The organism is Microbulbifer maximicatervae (SeqCode), assembly GCF_052467225.1.
The window spans coordinates 2,651,053-2,669,538 of sequence record NZ_CP174303.1; the positions used below are offsets into that span (position 1 = coordinate 2,651,053).

The following is an 18,486-nucleotide window of genomic DNA, read 5'->3' on the forward strand; positions in this document are numbered from 1 at the left end:
ATCATGGAAATGCAATCGGTTGTAGGTGGTTTTGTTCTCAATCAATTATCCAGTATTTCACCAGTGCCCAGCACATTGAAATCGCTGTTAGAAAATTCTTGTGCTCGGCTATTCGATGCATCAATGATTATCGAAGATCCTTTGACAGAGCTTGTACCACTTAGGGATGCTTCGGTTCAGCAGCCATTAGAGCAGTTTGAGCAGACCTTTGTTATTGATCAAATTATTGACACTGTCCGGGATGAAGGACTGGATAATCACTTTCACAATATGATCGGGCTATTTGGCTCGATTATGTTGAGCCTGACTGCTACAGATGATCAGCTTGCCCAGGTCAATAAATGGGTGGAGCATGGGATTTTCGGCCACTTCCTTATGACAGATCCCGGCGGCCCGAGCCTTATGGGTTGGAAGACAGAGCTGATTGAAGCTGATAGCGACATGCTGCTGAATGTCGACAAGGTCCACGGCATTGAAGCACATAAGCTTGGCTTTGCCATGGTAGTTACCAAGCAACCGGGAAGGCCTTTTCCCCTGACAGTGATGTTGCCGCCAGAACTCTGTAACCAACTACGGCAGAGTACTGTAGGAGAGCCGTTTTTAAATGGCACCTTACAGCTGGGAAATTGCAAGGGTAAAGTATCAATTACCAAAGATATGTTATTGAGCAAAGGTGGGTTGGGTAGCGTCAATCGATTTTTAACACTGGTTCGCCCGCGCTTTGTCAAATCACTAATGCACTTTGTGCTTTGGCTACATGACTGTAAAGAAGCTCATTTAACCAGCGAAGATCAGGCTCATATAGAGTATCTAATTCATTTGTGTAATGAGCAGGTAGCTGCAACCACTTTCTCTATGCACAGTGTAAACCGTGTACTGGCAACGAAATTTACCAGCAATGAGATTTTGCTGAACCTGGTCTTGTCAGGAAAGATCAAATCCGTGAATCGACAGCGCGATCTGTTGGCTTTCACAAAAATGGAAGGCAGTTCATATCGGTGCTTCTTTGAGATATATAGCAAATTTAAGGGGCTGCGGGTATGAGCCTGTATTTACGATCTGCAGCTTTTATCCCTATAGAAGGTATCACTGTCTCATCCAGTAGTGATGTATCAACTGCCTTTGGTGATATTGCCAGGATTATCCGAAGACAGACAGATAGTATATTAGATGCTGCTCCAGAGATAAAAGGTTCGAAAATAGATCGCCATTTTTTATGCTCTACCATGATTGAACTTCCTTTGAGTTCATCGGCGATTAGTGAGCAGGACTTCAATTACGGTGATAATGCAAGAGCGCCAGTTACCAGTTTTGTTAATACCTATGAATGTGCATCTTGGGGTTATAGCCTTCGACATTACCTGACACAAAATCCGGAATCGCGCTACTTACTGGTTAGTATTCTTGACGCCAATGTTTTAGATCTAACGTTTTGGCGAGAAAATGAAAATTGGGGCGATAGTGGTTTTGGTCTCTGTACACTGTTGTTTGAAGTGCGGGATCTTGACAGTGTAAACCTTAATGCATCCTGCACGATTACTTATAATACAACTCCGGAATTTGCAACTGTCATTCGAAAAATGGCTGTTGGACGAGATGACCTGACTTTATCTTTGCCGTTCTTTCCAGAAAATATTCGCCAAATTTTCTCCAAATTGTTGTCGGCCAATCAAAAGTTACCAGACTTGCATGATCGATGGGGGCATTGTTTTGGTAGTGATCCCTGGCTGAATATTATTTGCCAAGGCGCTGAAAAAGGCTTTGACAAGCAAGAAAATTTTCTGGCCTGTTCGATTGCATTGAATGGCTATTATTGCACTGTAGAAGTTACCGTTGATGAACAAAGTCACTTCTATCTAATGGAGGCCGCGTGATGAAGACTGTTGAGCTATCAACGTGTCTCGAACGTAACCCCTATCCGGACACATTGAAATCCTGCTTAGCACAAATGCTGCCGTTGAGTACTGAGCAGGACTATCTTGCATTATCCAGCCTGCCAGTTAATTCCAGTCCGGTGCTATTGAATCATTCAGAGCACTATCAATTACTGCTGGATATTCTGCGATACTTTGAAGATTCTGAACTGGATATAGACTTAATCTTGATAAAAATGCAGATGCCCGCTGGTGGGCGTATGCCAAGTGCTCTATTACAAAACACCGTTTTAATGCTTCATGATCTGGCTGGTGAAGAAGCAATATTGGTTAGAGAAGGAAAACGATATATAGCTATTGAAGATAGCTTGGTTCGCCACCCATTTGAAGCGGGAACAAACCAGCTGAAAATCAGGTTGGCAGTGGATGTTGATCGCCATGATCTCTTAATTGAGGGGCTTTCTAAATTACTTATCGAGTGCGGTTTCGGTGATATAACAATAAACACCATGGACGGGACAGCATAAAGATGTTTATTAAAAACCTATGGGTAGACAGTGGCGGGCAGGTTGATCGATTACTTGATGCCTTGAGAGGACACCTGGATCAATATGATTTGTTACCAGAACTTATCTATGTGGTTTCTGCGGGAGAGGCTAATGTTCTACAGGATAGTCGGATTGTAGAGTTTATAGCAGACCTTGAAGATGCTGGGCATAATATTCGATTTGTGGGTAGCGCCTGCACCAGCTTCCATGCTGCAGTATTGAGTTTTTCAAAGTGTAGTGAAGCCGAAGCTTTGATCTTAAATCTCGAACTGGGCAAAGAGCGGCAACAAGAGTGCCTGGATTCATTGGGAATTGGAGTTGGACCTGATCAAGATGGCTTAGATGTTCTTGTAGGTGTGGCGGCTACCTGGGTTTGTCGAGAGTATTGTGAAACACATCTCTGTCAAATATCCAGCTGCGATATTCTCTCTCAAGCGCCATCTTTATCTGGCGCACCAGATTTAGTAAAGAGTATTAAGCAGGTAATCTCAACCAACTCTAGTGATGATACTCGAGTAGTTTCCTTTGATATCCGCTCGAAATGGGCCAAGGGGCTTCTGAAAGGGTTTTCGCACAGCGATAAGGCCTCATGGTTACCCAGTATCGAAGAGGACGGCTGGCACTATTTGAGTATTAAACCTCTATCTGAATTGATCAGCTATTACATTGAGGAAACGGTGACTGATTTATGGCTGTTAACTCTAGGGGGTGGCGGCAGGGTAGGTTGCCTGAAAATAGACATTCCTTCGCCCAATTTTCAGGGCTTTCTTTCAAGATTGGTAAATGTTGAGAAATTGGTGTTGGAAGACGCCTATATAGATTTTAGTTCCGCCCAGCATCTGGGTGACACTTTAGGCCAGGATTACCTTTCGCATATTCGTGAGGCATTAAGGTATCCCAAGAGGATTTACCGGGGAAGACACAACCAGATATTTGACTGGGTATTAGGTGCAGGTAGTTGGCGTACGCTGTTGGAATATCAAGGAGCAAGACATGGATAATAATATTTATAAAACTGATATAAGAGAATTTAAATTCCTTATTGAAGAACAGTTCCATGAAGCTAAAACTCTATTCGGCGACCAGATGTTTAAAGGGTGCTCACCAGAGATTCTCCATGAAATTTTAGTTCGGGCTAAAAAATTCTCTTATGAGGTTCTCGGGCCGGGATACCAGGATTCAGATCGAGAGGGATGCCAGTTAGAGAATGGGAGAGTGAAGCTCCCGAGCGCATTCCCTGAGATGTGGCAGAGGTTTAAGGATGACTGGGGGAATATCTCCTCATTTGAGGGCGAACAAAATACAACTATTCCGCCCTTTGTAATGCAAATGCTCCTGGAAATGTTTATGGGGGCAAATCCAAGTTTTATGACTTATGGTGGTTTTTGCCTGCCGTCCTCCACCTTGGTGGAAAAATATGGAACCGATCTGCAAAAAGACCTGTTTAGGGACAAATTAGCCACCTCAGAGTGGACATCTTGTCTCTGCCTCACTGAACCCCAGGCGGGAAGTGATGTATCCCTTGTAGAGACTCGCGCTGCGAAACAGGAAGACGGCACTTATTTGTTAACGGGCGAAAAATACCTGATCAGTGCCGGTATGCACGACCTGACAGAAAACACCATTTATTTCGTTATGGGTCGTGGCGAAAAAAGCGGCTCGGGCACCTACGGTTTGTCCTGCTTTATTGTGCCTAAGTACTGGGTTGAAGAGGATGGGAGTCTCGGCGAGTTTAATAATATCGAATGCATTTCTCTAGCTGAGAAAATGGGCTTTAAAGGGTGTGCAAACACTCACCTTCGGTTTGGTGACAATGGCCCCTGTAGAGCTTACCTGCTGGGGAATCGTGAGAATGTAGGCTTGTTGCAGTTTCTTACTTTGATGAATCAGGCACGAATCAGCACAGGTGTTTACGCCTTGGGTATGGCTTCCTCAGCCTACTACAATGCACTTTCCTATTCGACAAAGCGCTTACAGGGCAAGAGATTTCACGAGAGCTTTAGCTCTACCGCAAGCCGGGTCAATATCGTTGAGCATACCGATGTCCAGCGTATGTTGTTGGAAATGAAATCCAAGGTAGAGGGCTGTAGAGCACTGATTGCTAAACTGACTTTGTCAGAGAGCTTAGTCAAAATCTACCAGGGGCAGGAAGACAAAAAGGATCGAATTGCTCACTACCAAGGTTTAATGAACCTGCTAACTCCAGTTGTTAAAGCCTATATCAGTGACCAGGCTTGGCGTATCTGTGAATTGGCGATCCAAACCTGTGGTGGTCAGGGTTATCTTAAGGATTTGGGTATAGAGCAATATGCCCGGGATATTAAAGTGCTGGCAATCTGGGAGGGAACGAATTATATCCAGAGCCAGGACTTGATCCGGGATAAGTTAGGATTGGGTAACTCCAGTAAGCTATTCCAATTCTACCAGGCAGAAATTGACAATTTCCTCGATCGGGCCACGGACTACCCTCAGTTTGAGATTGAATTTGAGCGCTTAAAGACCTCGTTTGGACATTTCGAGGCAGCACTGAAAGCTGTGCAGGTATGGGTAAAAACAAAAGAAATGTTCAAAATCCCTGCCTATAGCACACGTATTCTACATATGCTTGGTGATATAACCTTGGCCTGGCTTTTATTGGAGGCTGCATGTGCGTCATCAGATAAGTTGAGTCAGGACCTGAATGATACTGATGAGGAATTCTATCGCTCGAAAATAGTCAGTGCTAAATTCTATATTCGCAATGAGTTACCCCGCACCAAGCTGGTGCTGGATATCCTTCAGGATCAGGATTCTTTTTGTGAAATGGACGCTTCCTCCTGGAATTCATTATTGTCAAATGTGGAGGCTGTCTCATGAACAAGCTTGATCAGCTGGAATCCAATTACGATGTAGTGATTATCGGTGGTGGATGGGCTGGCTTAACCCTGGCCCGTCAACTTAAGCTCAATGATGGTGCTTTAACCATATTGGTTGTTGAGGCAAATACTGAGTTTAAGGCCAAAGTTGGTGAAGCGACAGTGGAGATGACCGGCCACTACTTTATGAAGCAGTTGGGTTTGGTGAATTATCTCTATAGGAATCACTTGCCTAAAAATGGTCTGCGTTTTTTCTACGATAACCCTGAGCATACACTGTCATTAACAGAGATGAGTGAGCACGGAACCACCAGCATTCCGCCTCATCCAGCTTTTCAAATTGACCGGGCCAGATTGGAATCCGACCTTGTCGATATGAATAGGGCGAATGGCATAGAGGTTATTCAGGGCGTAAAAGCAAAAAATCTCAACATACAGCCAGGTGATGAACTCCATTCTATAGAGCTTATGGAAGATGGCGCTAGCGGAGTGGTTAACGCCCGCTGGTTAGTAGATTGCAGTGGTCGAAATCGGGTTGCTAAGAAGCATAAGAAGCTTACCCGTGTTGAGAATGTCCCTAAACACTTCTCTGCCTGGGGTCGGTTTAAGAACATACAGGATATCGACTCCATGGGAGATATGAATTGGAGAAAGAAGGCCTTTGGACGCTTTCTTTCAACGAATCATTTTTCTGGAGATGGTTACTGGGTTTGGTTTATACCCTTAAGTGGTGGCTATACCAGTGTAGGTATCGTTGGCGAGAATAGTAAATTCGACAAGCCGCCCACAAAGAAGCAGGATTTCCTAGATTTTCTGTTGGCTTATAGAGCTATTTCGGAGCTTCTGGAAGGCGCCGAGCTTATTGATTTTGAGGCTTGGGGACAGCTTGCCTATAGAGCGGATGAGTTTATCTTTGAGGACCGCTGGGCTACCTCCGGATTTTCCTCGATGTTCCTTGATCCTCTGTTTAGTGGTGGGGGCGATATGATAGCCCTGTTTAATGACCATATTTGTAAGTATATTGTTGCCGATATCTCAGACAATAATCGTGATGAAGCTCAGCAGCGGCTTGCAAAAGAATTGCCGATCGCGAATCAGGTGGTCACAGAATTTTACCAGGGCCTCTATGCCCATGTAGCAAATGTATACCCGGTTATTGATTCTGCTGAATTGTGTTCCCCACTGCTGGCCTACAATACCGCTGCTTATTTCCTGGAGAGTGCCTGGGATTATATGTCAGGTAATTATCTGGATCAGGAGTACTGGCTACGCAAGAGTTACCTGCGCCGTGGATATATGGCCCTTGAGTTAATCCTGCAACGCCTGTTAGTTGAAACGGCAAAAGAACTTAAAGCTCAGAATCGATATTTTCGCAGAAATAGTGAAGGTTTCTTTGAGTCCGGTGCCGATCACTATAAGTACTTTGTATATTTAATGGGAACCCAGGGCCGGGACGGTTGGCGAATCGATCTGCGAGTCAAACTTTGGGTTGAAGTTTTCCTGAGTGTTGTCCAGGCGCGACTCGACCTCCCTAAACTGGCAAACCGGATGGTTGTTCAGCAGGCTATTACCCTGCCTGATCTTTTACAAAAGCCAAATATGAATGGGGCTGACCTCAACTGGTTGCTTGAGAAGTTATCTATCAAGCTTACAGATCTAGTCAATGAGGATATGGCAGATCCAGTGAGTGTTATTGTATCGGAAGAGTCTTTCCACACAGATACGATTGAAGTTATGGATCTTGCGGGTAGCTACTCCAATAAAGAACTTGCTGAGGTTAACAAGAAAGCAAAATCTATCTGGGTGCAGACTCAGGAGTATATTGCGATTCCCAGTATGGTTCCTGTATTTCTTGCTTTTGCACGCAGTCAGCCGGATAGCATAATGGATTCGGTTATTGACCAGCGTGAAGCTATGCGCACAACTGAATTAGACTCTGCCCATGCGGATTCGGAGGTCGTGTGATTCAGGAGTTCTTTCAGGCGCGGGATGGAAAAAACCTTTCCTTTCGCTGGTTGCCGTGCGATGAATCTGACTTGGTGCTTGTCTGCATGCACGGGAGCACGTTCAGTAGCCAGTGGTATCTGATGTTTGGACGGATGGTACATCGTAACGGTATTAGTGTGTGTCTGCCGGACTGGCGAGGCCATGGCAAGAGCGAAGGTGTTCCGGGGGATCTCGATTATTCCGACCAACTGCAAGACGATCTTGCCGACCTATTAAAACACCTCAAAAAAAGAGGGGCTAAAGCCTTTGTACTTGGGGGGCACAGCGCGGGATCATTGGTTGCACTTAAATATTTGCACCTATATGGCAGTAAAGATATTGCAGGTTTTTTTGCGATAGCACCGCCTCTGACTCAGTCAGAGGAAACAAGAAAGTACGATATTCCCGCATCTGGCTTTGAGTATTACATTCGTTACGGAAGGAAGCGTCACTATACGCGGCCTAGGGCATCGGCTGGTGATCAGAATCTGCCAAAAATAAAAATGCTGAAATATTGGCTGGCACTTTTGTTCCCCCCATTGAGGAAGTTATCAGTGCTGAGCTTTCCCCCGGTGGGATCAGCAGCGGGGAATCAGGGGAGAGTTCTGGACTGCACGTTTAACTTACTCAGCGCCTATAACGTAAAGAGATACGCAGATCTCTTTGCAAGTTTAAATGTACCCTGCCACTTTTTTGTTGGAGAGAAGGACGAAGTGCTTGATACCCACGTGCTCCACACCGTATTGAGCTGGTATCTCTCTCCCAATATTAGGGCTGGACTCACCGAGTTGCCCAGAGCTACTCATATGTCAGCTATTTCTGCTTCGGCGAAACCTATCTCCAGCTGGTTGACAACTTTGATGCGGCAACCTGAGGGGGCTGTTGCATGAGACATAGCAAAGGCAAAACTCCCCTGATGCGAGAAAAAGTGTTGCCCGTCGGTGCAGAAGTTTCACTGAGTTCATTTTTAAGTGATACCGATTGGGGAGCAGGCCATGGCGAAGATTGGACATCTTTAGGAACTATAAAGAGAAGTGATAAAAACACTTTTCACTTGCAAGTTGGCAAGGCGTTTCGATTTCCCCTTTATTATTACCTGAAGGACGATCGTCTATTTGTTGGCCAGGATTTATCACTATTTCCTGCTGTTGGTGCCGATACGGTAGATTGCCACTACTTAATTGAAATAGAGTATTTTGGTTTCTCCATAGAAAGAAAGAGCCTTTTGCAGAATGTTAAAATGCTCTTTCCTGAAGATGATGTTGTTATATCAGCCAGAGAGCTTATTTGGCTCTCTGCTGAACATCATCAACCTGGGTCATTTGATGCAGCCCTGGTGACTCCTGAAGAAGCTACCGATAAACTCTTCAACAGTTTACCTGAGGTAACCTCTAAGCTTTTCTCGCCTGTTGATACCACTTTTTATGCTCATGTTGCCAATCGTTTGGCGGAGTCAAGCGGCACCAAATTAAAAGTGGGTAGACATAGCCTGCCTTTAACGGTTGGCTATCAGGAGAAGCGGGCAAAGATCTTTAATACGGCTCATAAAAATAGAGTCGTAGAAGGGATCGATCTACAAAGTTACACCGATATGGTACAGGAAGAGTTGGATCGAGCCTGGCAGTACTCAGAATCAAGTATCGATAGGGAACATTATATCTTCCAGACATTCTATCTGCCTTTTGCCCAGTTTTTACTCAATATACTGGCAATGAATACCAGCAAGATGGTGGAGATTGTTGGTGGTTCGGGAGATGAGGGTGTAATACCCCCGGCACTTTCAATAAGTGATAAACCTATCTGTAATGTTTACGAATCTTTTCAGCGGGTGTTTTTTTATGGACACCATTGGCTTGCAAAAGTCTGGTTCTATATACCGCCCATGATCAGTTCTGCTGCCATAAAACAGCAGCAAAAATACTCAGAACGAGAGCAGCATGTTTGTGTTTTTACTTTAACGTTGGACTACTTGCTGCGATTTAATAACTTAAAAATAGGAAATGTTACCGGAGAGTAAATATGTCTACAGCAGTTGTAGAAAGCAATGTACAAGAGCTATGTGAGCAAATAGCTCTTATGCTGAATGTTGATGCTGTCGATGCAGATACACCCATTGCAGAACTCGGGGTGGATTCCCTGAATATTGTCGAGGTGATTCTAATTTGCGAGCAGTTATACCCGGGGGTGATGAGCCCTGAAAATCTTGTTTTCGACGAACATACCACCCTAAGGGAAATGGATGGTCAACTACTTGAAAACTCGGAAGAAGTCTAGCGTACTTCGGGAGCAGTCAATGTTTAAAAAAGTACTTACCATTCTTATCAGTAGTTTTTTTATTGGAAATGTTGTTGCCTGGTTTTCAGGTGCTGCTCCCATCGAGTTTGGCAAGATTGCCTATTCAGAAGGCGAGATGGAGCAGGTGGAGTTTCTCCAGCAGGAGATTGGTGAAAATAGTACAGACCCCGACTTGATGTTGGAGCTTGGGCAGTTATTTAGTCACCATAACGAGCTTGAAAAGGCTGCACACTTGCTGGAAGCCGCGTATCAACAGCGTCCAGACGACATGTTGATACGTGCAGCGTATTACTCTAATGAGGGCAAGCGCGCAGGTGCAATGTTTGATCCTGCGATGGGTCTTTACAAGCTCTACCGTCTACGCCATGCGATGGATGAGGTGGATCAGGCGGGTCTCAGTGCCGATTCAGACTTTAATGTGCGCTTGATACGGCTGATTACTTTTTCTTATGTAGGAGAAGTAAGCGGCCACTTTGAGCGGGTGTTCGAAGATGAAGCCTGGTTTAAGAATCTGATGGATTCAGAGCCCGATCTATTGCCGGCTGCTATGCAGCAGGTGGTGTATTTGTCTTTGGCTAATGCCTACTGGGTGAAAGCTGGAGAGGGCACTGAGGATTTGGCAGTGGCCAGGGATTACTACCAAAAAGCAATAGCAATGGCTCCTTGTCCTGCCACGATGCAAACCTCTTGTGAGCAACTGGGGCAAATGGCAGTCACCCTGGGTAAAAGTTAATGTTGGTTGAGCTTAAGCGTGTTTCAAAGCGCTATCGATTGGGCGATCTCTGGGTCGACGCCTTGCGGGATATAGATCTTGCTATCGATCGAGGTGAGTTTCTGGCTGTAAAAGGGCCCAGCGGTAGTGGTAAGAGCACATTATTGAATCTTCTATCCGCATTGGATCAGTGTGATTCCGGATCAGTTCATATTGATGGCGTTAATCTTGGGAGTTTGGGAGAGCATCAGCGCTCCCTGTTCCGAGGTCGTCATATTGGGATTGTTTTCCAGTCTTTTAACCTGATTCCCGTGCTTACAGCACTTGAGAATGTGATGTACCCGCTGACACTGCGGGGGGCTAACAATGCCAGGCAACTAGCGTTAGACGCTCTGGAAGCAGTAGGGCTTGCCAAGTTGGTTAATCAGCGTCCTACCCAGCTTTCGGGGGGGCAGATGCAGCGAGTGGCGATTGCCAGGGCAATTGTCAGTAAGCCGGATCTGGTGCTTGCGGACGAACCCACAGCCAATCTGGATTCGCGCACGTCGGAGAGCATTATGAGCCTTATGAAGCAGCTCAACCGGGAGCAGGGTGTCACTTTTATCGTAGCCACCCATGATGATTATGTAACCAGCTTGGCATCCCGTGTTATCACGGTGCGAGATGGTCATTTGGTAGAGGATACAGCTTCGCCTCAAGGTATTGTTCAGGAGGCTTTTGCATGACAGCAATCATAAAAATGTTGCTGGCTAGGGGCCCGCTAACTAGAGCGGCTTTGGCTATTTCAGTTGCATTCTTAATTTCTGCACCGGCTTTGGCTGAAGACTTCGTCTTTCCAACTCCGATTCCATTCACCAATAGTGAAAGGGAAGCGCTGTTTGCTGCTGTTAATGGAGAAACGACCAGTGAGCAGAGAAAGCAGGCCTACCTGGCTCAGCTTGCGCGCCTTACGTCGATGGAAGATGCAGAGTTGCAGGATGTTGAGAAGTTAGAGGCTCTGATGCAGTCACTGTTGGAGAGTCTCCCGGATGACCCGGAACTCAATGCTGCATTGGGATCGACAACTTCCTTTAAATCCAGCTTCTACCTTGATCGATTGGCAAAACTATCGCTGTTCTCCAGACGAGGCAATCGCATGATGGATCGGGCTGTTAAACAATCTCCATTCAATCTGGGCGCCCGCCTTCAGCGGGGAATCAGCTGTGCCAATATGCCGGCCTTTCTAAAAAGAGCGCGCTACGCTGTTGAAGACCTGGAGCTGGTTAGGGAACAGGTGGGCAATCGGTTCGGTAAAGAATTTCTCGGCTTTGTAGAGTTCTACCTTGCCCAGGCTTACGAGCGCAACAAACAGCCCGATGATGCCCGGGTTCTTTGGGGAAAGGTGGCCGAGTCGGATACCGACTGGTCCGCTAAAGCCAAGCTGGCGCTTCGGAGTATTTAGTCATGGGCTTGGGTTGGAAAGTTGCACTGCTGAATATTATGCGTAACGGGCGCCGCAGCCTGATTACCTTGGCCGCGATCGTTTTCGGTTGTACCAGCCTGATTATTTTTGGCGGTTTTGTACAGTCGATGTATGAGGGGATGCGGGAGAGTATGATCCGCTCGCAGCTTGGTCATATACAAATCTATGCCAAAGGCTACAACCAGTTTGGCAAAGCGGAACCCGAAAAATACCTGATTGCTGATGGGGACCTTCAAAAGATTTCCGAGCTGGTAGAAAATGAAACCGATACGTTGGTGGTAACGCCTCGCCTTAATTTCAATGGCCTGCTTAGTGATGGCAAGCAATCGATAGCCATCACTGGAATTGGTATTGATGCGGAGAAAGAAGTGATGCTTTCCTCTGCAATTCAGATTGTTCAAGGGGACGATCTATTTCCAGAGGATATTTCTGCTGCTCACCTTGGAGAAGGATTGTTCAATGCTCTGGATGTTCAGATTGGGGACTACTTGACCCTGTTGGCAAGCACCCAGGATGGAGCAATCAATGCTGTCGATGTACAGGTGATGGGGGTAATCACAACCGGTGTTAAGGAACTGGATGATCGTTTGCTCAGGGTGAATTTGCCTCTGGCTCAGGAACTGCTCTATACGTCAGATATTACACGGCTAGTGGTTTTATTGGAGGAGACCGAACTTACATCTACCTCAATTGCGACTCTGGCCAGTGTATTTGAGCAGAACAATCTGAACCTAGAAATAAAAAGTTGGGAAGAACTGGCGGGTTATTATCATCAGGTTGTTGGCCTGTTTAACGGGGTTTTTGGTTTTATTACCGTCATTGTGTTGGTAATCGTCGCGTTGAGTATTTCCAATACCATGTTGATGGCAGTAATGGAGCGTACCCGTGAGCTGGGTACTATCCGGGCAATGGGCGGCACTCCTCGCCAGGTTGTAAACCTGATTTTACTGGAGTCGGTATTTCTCGGTTTAATCGGAAGTTTGCTGGGGCTACTGATTGGTGCACTGGCAGCCAAGGGAATTACCTATGCAGAATGGATGATGCCTCGGCCACCGGGCAGTACCCAGGACTATCCTATCCGTGTGTTTGTCGTGCCGGATATCTTATTGAAAACATTCCTGTTGGGTTTTTGTATTTCACTTGTTTCCAGCCTTTATCCAGCGATAAAAGCATCCCGGCTGCCGGTAGTAAAAGCACTTAGGTTTACTTGATTTGGGTCTTCTATGTGTAAGTTGAATTTTTTTTATGGGTGGGTGTTGGCGATAGCCTGCATGCTGTTTAGCTACTCAAGTTATGCATCGGTTTCGGCTGAGTCACTGGTTAATAAGCTGGATGACTTTCGGGGATTCAGGGATCAGGGCTTTAGCTTTGATATCACCAATATCAGCTATAAAAAGGACAAGGAGCCCCGCACCAATAAGCTCAGTGTCAAAGTATTTAATGAGCAATCACTGATCCAGTTTTTGGCACCCGCCCGGGAAAAGGGCAGGGCAATGCTAAAAGAGAGCGCCAATATGTGGCTCTATATTCCCGGCACGCGCAGGGTTATCCGGATTGCACCCTCACAGCGATTAATTGGTGAGACCAGTAACGGTGATGTAGTGGGGGCAAATTTCTCCCGGGATTACACCGCAGAGCTGCAAGGGCAGGAAACTGTTGATGGGGAAGATTACTGGGTGCTGTATTTATCGGCAAAATCCTCTGGTGTTGCCTATGATAAAGTAAAAATATGGATGGCACAGGCTGAGGGAAACCTGCCTTTAAAGGGGGAGTTTTATACCCGCTCCGGGCGCCTCCTTAAAACAGCGCACTATAAAGAGTTCAAGCAGTTTGAAGGCGAGCTGAAACTGCATAAATTACTCTTGGTGGATGCACTCATTGACGAGAGTTATACCTGGATGAAGTTCGATGACTATCGTCTTGAGAGCCTGGACCCGGCAATTTTCCAAAAAGGCTCCCTTGGCAGGCTGAATTGAGGTGAGTCGGTAATGGTTATCAGAATCAGGAAAATTCTCCCATTTATACTCCTTCCTCTCGCTTTTGCTGAAAAAGTTGCCAGTGCCGAAGACTATCAAGATCCTTTCGAGACCAACTCGGAACTCTTCGATGAAGTGAGCACTGAGGGAGGGGTTTCTCGAGTTGTTTGGGATATTGATGCTTCGCTACTCGGGTATCACCAGCAGAATGAAGTTCGGGATGATCCCTATTTCGATCCGGGTCTGTTTGTCTTTGATGAACAAGAGTCTTTGCTTGCTCTGGATTTCAGTGGCCAGTTTTCCCTGGGAGCACACTTCTCAGTTTACTCGCGGTTTGCGGCGATAGAGCACTATCGGTCTAATGAGGCTGGAACATCTGAAAAAGAGACAGAATCCCATCTGCTAGAGGGGTATTTCTCTTCTTACACTGACAACCGAAGGTTTGGTATTAACGTCGGTCGGATAAAACCTCAGTGGAGCAACGGTTACAACTGGTCTCCGGCAAATCTTTTAAAAGCCACTTTTGATCGCCCCAATCTGGATGCCGATGAACTTACCCAGCAACTGGGCTGGGATATGGCCCATTTCGATTTCCGCTATGGTCGCTGGAACACTGGCATTTATATGGCTCAGGTTGAGGACGATCTGGATGGTCACTTTGGCACTAGCGTAAATGACCATGAGTTTCAGTACGCACTCGTGGTGAATCGTGAAGGTGACTTGGATACCCGCTTGGTATTGCATCAGATAGAGGGGGAGGCAACCAATGTCGCTCTCGGGTTGAGTACTTTGGCTGGAGACAGTGCCACACTCAGGTTGGAGGGGGCTTGGGAACATCAGCGGGAGTTACCGCAGCCGGGCGAACTCTCCTATTTTCCAGCAGAGGACGATGGTTATTTGAAGCTGGTGCTTGGTACTCAGCTCAGCTTCAACCAGGGATGGGATGTTACTGCGGAGTATCTGTATAACCAGCATGGATTCGATGATGACGAGTGGGGTTTGGTTCAAACGCAGGTAGATAGTGCAAAGAAAGGATTGAACAGCGCGCAGGTTTATGAGGCGATTGCTTTTCTGTCCGATAGTTTTAACCTTTTATCTACCGGACAACTACGGCAAGAGTATTTGTTCTTGATGTGGGGTAACACCCGGCTGGATAAGAAGTTTCAATATCGTCAGAGTGTGCAATACAACCTGGATGACAAGAGCCAGTACCACAACCTGGAATTGATTCAGAACTGGACTGAGCATTTTAGTACTCGACTGCAAGCCCAGTTTTTCCGGGGCTGTGAGTCCTGTGAATTTGGTCTGCTGCCTACTGAAAGGCTTCTTAGGTTAAGTCTCTATTATGATTTTTAGCGCTTGCTGGCTAAAAGTGCTTCATATTTTTGTGTAATTTTCCGCTTGCCGGATTCCCTACTAATAGAAATTAATGCGCGCAAAATATCCAGGTCCTGCGGAAACTGGTGATAGCCGTCTTCTAGAATATCCAGGGCGAGTTCGCTGTTGCCTTCCGAGTGAACGGCTATGGCATATACGTAGAGATAGCGACTCTGGGTTTGCTCATGCTCAGCCGCCGCCTTTAGAAAACCCATTGCCTCCTGGTGACGGTTCTGACGAACCAGGGAAAGGCCTAAGGCATGCTGGATTACGGTGTTTTCCTCACTCTTCGAAAGTGCCCCTCTAAGTAATAATTCCGCGTCGGTTTCACGTCCACTTGCCCGGTAAAGGTCGGCCAAGTTGATATAGGCGGGTGTGTAGTAGGAGGCCTTGGTTATTGCCCGGCGATAGAAGGCTTCCGCTTGTTGCGTGTTTCCTCTCCGGAAATGGAGGTTGCCCAGGTTTACCAGGGATTCCGGCCGGTCGCTGTTGAATAATTCTGAGGTGGTATAGGTTTTAAGGGCCTTTGAGTATTGCTGCTGTACTTGCGCGGGCATAGTCCCGTTCTGAGCATCGGTAACGCCATTGGCAGCCAGCGACCTGGTCACGGCCATTTTACTGAAAAGCAGCGGTACACCGATCATCAGTCGCAATTGCTCCGGTAGTTTATCCAGAGACTGCGCAAGGGCCAGGTTTAATAATGGTTCTTCGCTCTGGGCAATTTGTTGGAGTAACTGAGCGGAATTTATCGTCAGGTAGCGCGATAACAAACGGATTGCGCTGGCCCGAACAATCTCCGGTTGACTGTCGTCCTGAATAAGGTTCATTAACATCTTATCGGCCTCGCTATCCCCGCGCATAGCTGCGTGCAATGTCTGCCCGTAGTGAGGGGGAGGTGAGCCGTATTTGTCTTCCAATATCTTCGCCGCCCACTGGCTCGATTTATCTTGATGGCAGCTGTTGCAAGTATTGGGGGTGCCCAGCGCCTCGGAAAGGTCAGGCCGGGGAATGCGGAAACTGTGATCCCGGCGTCCATCCACCTGCATGAAATTTTTCTTCGGCATATGGCAGTTTGTGCAGCGGGCACCGGGGCTTTGAGTTGGGTGCAGATGGTGATCAGTACGGGCAAATCGCTCCGGCATATGGCACTGGGCACAAACTGCATCACCAGCTGCTCTCAGTTGTAGGCTGTGGGGGTTATGACAGTGGCTACAGGTAACACCTGCTGCGTACATTTTGCTTTGCAGAAATGATCCGTACACAAATACCTCGCCATCGGCCTGGCCATCTGCGTGGTAGAGAGGCTCTTGCAGAAGTGTGAGGTTGAAATGATCCAGTAATTCGCTGTTAGCCTTCGCTCCCGGTAAATGGGTACTCCGCCGAGAATGGCACTGGGCGCAAGTTGTTATTTCACGCTGGATGGCTGCCGATGGCGCAAGCTTGGCAATCCCCGTTTGCAGATCCATTCCCCGGAGCTGTTGGGTTGGGTCAATAAGATGGGGATCAAGCCCTTTATTCTGCAATGTCTCATTTTGTGTTTTTGCCCACTGAATGTGCCTTGATCCCGGGCCATGACAGGATTCGCAACCGACACTGATCTCTGACCAGGATGTCTGGTAGCTATCGGTTTGTAGGTTATAGGCCTTTTGCAGATTGGTGGAATGGCAGTCGGAACACATAAAGTTCCAATTCTGGTTTATGCCGGTCCAGTGCAGGGGATGTTGATGGTCTAACGCTTGATCGGGATAGAGATGGAACCAGCGCTGGCCACCAGCAGATTTGTCCCGGCTGTCCCAAGCAATACTCAGTGCCTGAAAATGTCCGCCTCCCAAATCAATCAAGTATTGCTGTAAAGGGTGGACACCAAATGTATAGGCAAGGGGATAGTCCTGGAGGTCTCCATTGGGCCCATCAGTGCGTACGTAATAGCGCCCTTCCTTTTGATAGAAGTGAGATTTCTGCCCCAGATATTCAAATGCCACCCCGGAGAAATCACCTAGAACGCTGTCGCTATTGGCGGCCTGCATTGCTAGCTGGTGGTGGGAACCTTGCCAGGTACCGGCCTCATCTTTGTGGCATAGGGCGCATTGCGCGGAGCCCACGAAAGTGGCTTCTGAGCTGATTGCTTCATCCTGGCGCTTGAGAGGTTGGGTATCAACCGGCTCTTCGTCACTACAGGCCACCAGTACGAAACAGATAAGGCTGATTTTGAGGAGGCTAGTGCCAGCTATATTTATCACGGTTTTTTTATTGTGATGAGTTCTTATCTTAGGGAGTTATTCAGAGGCCCCCTAGGCCAAAAGATTAGTTCATGTGCCGTAAATGTCATTTTGTGAGAGGGCCAGAATGCTGGATTGGAAATTTAGGGTTGCCCTGAGCCGAGGGTGTCTGCTGCTGGTTTTGGCAATCAGCTTACCGGCACTCAGTTCTCCCTTGCCATCCTGGCAAGATGGCGTTAAAGCCCAAATTATGGCCTTTGTTGACAAGGTTACCCGTAAGGACAGCGTCGACTTTATACCTGTCGGTGAACGTATCGCGGTATTTGATAATGATGGCACCCTCTGGTCTGAGAAGCCCGTGTACTTCCAGCTTCTCTATGCCGCTGATGAGGTTAATAGGCTAGCGCCCCAACACCCAGAGTGGAAAACGCAAGAGCCCTTCGCTTCGATTCTAAAGGGCAATTTATCAAACCTGTTGGGGCAAGGCAGGGAAGGTTTGGAAGTAATGCTTACTGCGACTCATGCGGGATTGAGTACGGATGCCTTCCAGCACTCTGTTGCCCAATGGCTCAAGAGCGCTAAGAACCCGGAAACTGGCAAGCACTACAGTGCGATGGTGTTCCAGCCCATGCTGGAGTTGCTGGACTACTTAAGAGCAAATGGTTTTAAAACCTACATCGTTTCGGGGGGCGGCACTGACTTTATTCGAGTGTTTTCCCAGGAGTTATATGGAATCCCCCCAGAGCAGGTTATCGGCAGTCGCCTAAAGTCGCGCTATGAAAATGGGGGTGGGCATCCCTATATCGTGAAATTAGATGAACTGGCCTTCCTCACCGATAAACAGGGGAAGCCTATCGCAATCAATGACGTGATTGGCCGGAGGCCAGTTTTTGCCGCAGGCAATTCCGATGGTGATTTACAAATGCTGGAATGGACCACCGCCGCTAAGGGGCCGCGTTTTGCCATGCTGATTCATCATACCGATGCCAAAAGAGAATGGGCATACGATAAGAACTCCTCAGTGGGGCGCCTGGACAAAGCGCTACAAGCCGCTAAGGCAAATGGCTGGTTGGTGGTAGATATGGCGAAGGACTGGCGGACGGTGTTTCCGCCAGAAGCGAAGGATCAGTCAAGCCTGGGGCCGGTGATTCCTCAAGTTCCTGCCTACCGGGACTAGTCTTA

Annotated in this window: 17 protein-coding genes; 16 read left to right on the forward strand and 1 reads right to left on the reverse strand. The window is 47.2% G+C overall.

From position 1 onward, the window contains the following. Positions 1–3: 3 nt before the first annotated feature. From ACJJIZ_RS11690 to ACJJIZ_RS11760, 15 genes are read left to right on the forward strand one after another with little or no spacing between them, the layout of a single operon-like run. Positions 4–1,044 (forward strand): hypothetical protein, encoded by a 1,041-nt coding sequence (locus ACJJIZ_RS11690; RefSeq protein WP_444913491.1) that lies wholly within the window; start codon positions 4–6, stop codon positions 1,042–1,044. Further along, on the forward strand, positions 1,041–1,874 hold the full coding sequence (locus tag ACJJIZ_RS11695; RefSeq protein ID WP_444913492.1) for a hypothetical protein: 834 nt from the start codon (positions 1,041–1,043) through the stop codon (positions 1,872–1,874). The genes ACJJIZ_RS11690 and ACJJIZ_RS11695 overlap by 4 nt, the downstream gene beginning before the upstream one ends. Continuing rightward, entirely contained in the window at positions 1,874–2,401 is a 528-nt protein-coding gene (locus ACJJIZ_RS11700; protein ID WP_444913493.1) for a hypothetical protein, read from the forward strand. Before ACJJIZ_RS11695 ends, ACJJIZ_RS11700 begins: the two co-directional genes overlap by 1 nt. 2 nt (positions 2,402–2,403) lie before the next feature. Further along, on the forward strand, positions 2,404–3,423 hold the full coding sequence (locus tag ACJJIZ_RS11705; protein WP_444913494.1) for a hypothetical protein: 1,020 nt from the start codon (positions 2,404–2,406) through the stop codon (positions 3,421–3,423). Then, entirely contained in the window at positions 3,416–5,278 is a 1,863-nt protein-coding gene (locus tag ACJJIZ_RS11710) for an acyl-CoA dehydrogenase family protein (protein WP_444913495.1), read from the forward strand. The genes ACJJIZ_RS11705 and ACJJIZ_RS11710 overlap by 8 nt, the downstream gene beginning before the upstream one ends. Beyond that, positions 5,275–7,242 carry an NAD(P)/FAD-dependent oxidoreductase gene (locus tag ACJJIZ_RS11715; protein WP_444913496.1) on the forward strand — a complete coding sequence of 656 codons (1,968 nt, stop codon included), beginning with the start codon at positions 5,275–5,277 and terminating at the stop codon, positions 7,240–7,242. Before ACJJIZ_RS11710 ends, ACJJIZ_RS11715 begins: the two co-directional genes overlap by 4 nt. Further along, positions 7,239–8,153 (forward strand): alpha/beta fold hydrolase, encoded by a 915-nt coding sequence (locus ACJJIZ_RS11720; protein WP_444913497.1) that lies wholly within the window; start codon positions 7,239–7,241, stop codon positions 8,151–8,153. The genes ACJJIZ_RS11715 and ACJJIZ_RS11720 overlap by 4 nt, the downstream gene beginning before the upstream one ends. Continuing rightward, a complete protein-coding gene (locus ACJJIZ_RS11725; protein WP_444913498.1) occupies positions 8,150–9,280 on the forward strand; it encodes a hypothetical protein in 1,131 nt (376 codons plus the stop codon). The genes ACJJIZ_RS11720 and ACJJIZ_RS11725 overlap by 4 nt, the downstream gene beginning before the upstream one ends. Positions 9,281–9,282: 2 nt before the next feature. Beyond that, positions 9,283–9,537, forward strand: coding sequence for an acyl carrier protein (locus ACJJIZ_RS11730; RefSeq protein WP_413665416.1), 255 nt, complete (start codon positions 9,283–9,285; stop codon positions 9,535–9,537). 19 nt (positions 9,538–9,556) lie between these two features. Beyond that, complete coding sequence (locus ACJJIZ_RS11735; protein WP_444896900.1) at positions 9,557–10,291, forward strand: tetratricopeptide repeat protein; 735 nt, start codon at positions 9,557–9,559, stop codon at positions 10,289–10,291. After that, positions 10,291–10,995 carry an ABC transporter ATP-binding protein gene (locus ACJJIZ_RS11740; protein WP_108732869.1) on the forward strand — a complete coding sequence of 235 codons (705 nt, stop codon included), beginning with the start codon at positions 10,291–10,293 and terminating at the stop codon, positions 10,993–10,995. Before ACJJIZ_RS11735 ends, ACJJIZ_RS11740 begins: the two co-directional genes overlap by 1 nt. Beyond that, positions 10,992–11,711 (forward strand): hypothetical protein, encoded by a 720-nt coding sequence (locus ACJJIZ_RS11745; protein ID WP_444913499.1) that lies wholly within the window; start codon positions 10,992–10,994, stop codon positions 11,709–11,711. Before ACJJIZ_RS11740 ends, ACJJIZ_RS11745 begins: the two co-directional genes overlap by 4 nt. A gap of 2 nt (positions 11,712–11,713) precedes the next feature. Continuing rightward, complete coding sequence (locus ACJJIZ_RS11750; RefSeq protein ID WP_444913500.1) at positions 11,714–12,943, forward strand: ABC transporter permease; 1,230 nt, start codon at positions 11,714–11,716, stop codon at positions 12,941–12,943. Positions 12,944–12,955: 12 nt separating this feature from the next. Then, a complete protein-coding gene (locus tag ACJJIZ_RS11755; protein ID WP_444913501.1) occupies positions 12,956–13,708 on the forward strand; it encodes an outer membrane lipoprotein-sorting protein in 753 nt (250 codons plus the stop codon). A gap of 12 nt (positions 13,709–13,720) precedes the next feature. Continuing rightward, on the forward strand, positions 13,721–15,064 hold the full coding sequence (locus tag ACJJIZ_RS11760) for a hypothetical protein (RefSeq protein ID WP_444913502.1): 1,344 nt from the start codon (positions 13,721–13,723) through the stop codon (positions 15,062–15,064). On the opposite strand, the gene ACJJIZ_RS11765 is transcribed toward ACJJIZ_RS11760, so the two are convergent. Continuing rightward, a complete protein-coding gene (locus ACJJIZ_RS11765) occupies positions 15,061–17,325 on the reverse strand; it encodes a tetratricopeptide repeat protein (RefSeq protein WP_444913503.1) in 2,265 nt (754 codons plus the stop codon). The genes ACJJIZ_RS11760 and ACJJIZ_RS11765 overlap by 4 nt on opposite strands. A 106-nt stretch (positions 17,326–17,431) precedes the next feature. Between ACJJIZ_RS11765 and ACJJIZ_RS11770 the strand changes: the two genes are divergently transcribed. Further along, positions 17,432–18,481, forward strand: coding sequence for an HAD family hydrolase (locus ACJJIZ_RS11770; RefSeq protein ID WP_444913504.1), 1,050 nt, complete (start codon positions 17,432–17,434; stop codon positions 18,479–18,481). Positions 18,482–18,486: the final 5 nt, after the last annotated feature.